The sequence below is a fragment of the Patulibacter sp. NPDC049589 genome (genome assembly GCF_040675535.1).
Taxonomy (GTDB): domain Bacteria; phylum Actinomycetota; class Thermoleophilia; order Solirubrobacterales; family Solirubrobacteraceae; genus Patulibacter.
In genome coordinates, this window is record NZ_JBFAPC010000334.1 from 1 (window position 1) to 1,593 (window position 1,593).

General features: G+C 75.3%; 1 protein-coding gene. It reads right to left on the bottom strand.

Translation table 11 applies throughout. The annotated features are described in order from the left end of the window. Positions 1–1,593 (bottom strand): 2-oxoacid:acceptor oxidoreductase family protein (locus tag AB0L40_RS27805; RefSeq protein WP_364362047.1); only part of this gene is annotated, 1,593 nt, incomplete at both ends.

Genomic DNA, 1,593 nt, shown 5'->3' on the forward strand with positions numbered 1-1,593 from the left:
CTCGGCCGTGAGGCGGTCGATGATCGCCTTGAGCTCCTCGTCCGGGAGGCTGCCGAGGTCGGGAAAGGTGTCGTCCATGGTGTGAGGGTGCTCCTACCGCGGCCCCGTTGAGCTCGATGGCCCGCTCGATCGCGTCGGCCGAGACCGGGACGCAGCCGTGCTGGAACGCGGCGCCGAGCAGCAGGAGGTTCGCGGGCATGTGGTCGCGGAAGAGCGCCTCGGCGAGGCCCTGGGCGTCGATCCGCAGGCCGTCCTCCGCGCGGGTCGCCGCGTCGATCCGGCCGAGCGAGAGCCGCGGCGACGGCGTGCGGACGGCGGGGTCGGTGACCATCCCGGCGGTCGGGACGCGCGAGACGCTGGTCACGGCGACCGTGCGCTCCGGGTCGCAGACGCGCAGCGTCGCGTCCGCGGCGGCGCCGAGCAGGTCGAGGCCGAGCAGCAGGTCGGCCGACGCCGCGGTCGCGCGCAGCTGGCCGTCGATCGGGGCCGGGCCGATCCGGACGTCGGAGAGCACCGGGCCGCCCTTCTGGGCGAGCCCGATCTGCTCGAGCCCCGCGGCGTGCAGGCCGTCGAGGTGCGCGGCCATCTGGAGGACCTGGGACACGGTGACCACCCCGGTGCCGCCGACGCCCGGCATCCGGATCAGGACGTCGACGGACACCCGGCGGACGGGGTCGGGCAGCGCCACCGGCGGGGGTCCGTCGGTCCCGGGGTGCGCGAGCGCCCGGACGGCGCCCTTCGCGGGGATCACCGTCAGGAACGAGGGGCAGTCGCCCTGCAGGCACGACCGGTCCTGGGTGCAGGAGCTCTGGTGGATCTGCGTCTTGCGGCCGAACACCGTCTCGACCGGCTGGACCGAGAGGCAGGTCGAGGCCTCGCCGCAGTCGCCGCAGCCCTCGCAGACGCGCTCGTTGATCGCGATCCGCTCGGGCGGGGTCGGCAGCTCCCCTCGCCGGCGCAGGCGGCGCTCCTCGGTCGCGCAGCGGTCGTCGTGGATCAGCACGGTCACGCCCGGGACGGCGGCGAGCTCGGCCTGGACGTCCTGGAGGTCGTCGCGGTGGCGGACGGTCGCGGACGGGTCGAGCGATACGCGGTGGTAGTCGCCGGGCTCGGGCGTCGTCACGACGACGCGGGCGACGCCCTCGAGCGCGAGCCACCGCGTCAGCGCCGGGATCGCCAGCTGGCCCTCCGGGTGCTGGCCGCCGGTCATCGCGACGGCGTCGTTGTACAGCAGCTTGTAGGTGACGTTCACGCCGGCCGCGACCGCCGCGCGGATCGCCAGGGAGCCGGAGTGGTGGAACGTGCCGTCACCCATGTTCTGGACGACGTGCTCGTCGTCGGTGAACGGCGACAGGCCGATCCACTGGGCGCCCTCGCCGCCCATCTGCGGCATGCCCAGCAGCGTCCCGCGCCGGTCGTCGTCGAGCGCGACCATCGTGTGGCAGCCGATGCCGACGCCGACGAGGACGTCCGCGGGCGCCTTGGTCGAGACGTTGTGCGGGCAGCCGGAGCAGAAGTACGGGGTGCGGGCGGGCAGGGCCTCGCCGGGGACGACCGCCGGGCCGCCGTCGGGGCCGGGCGTCCCGGCCGGGG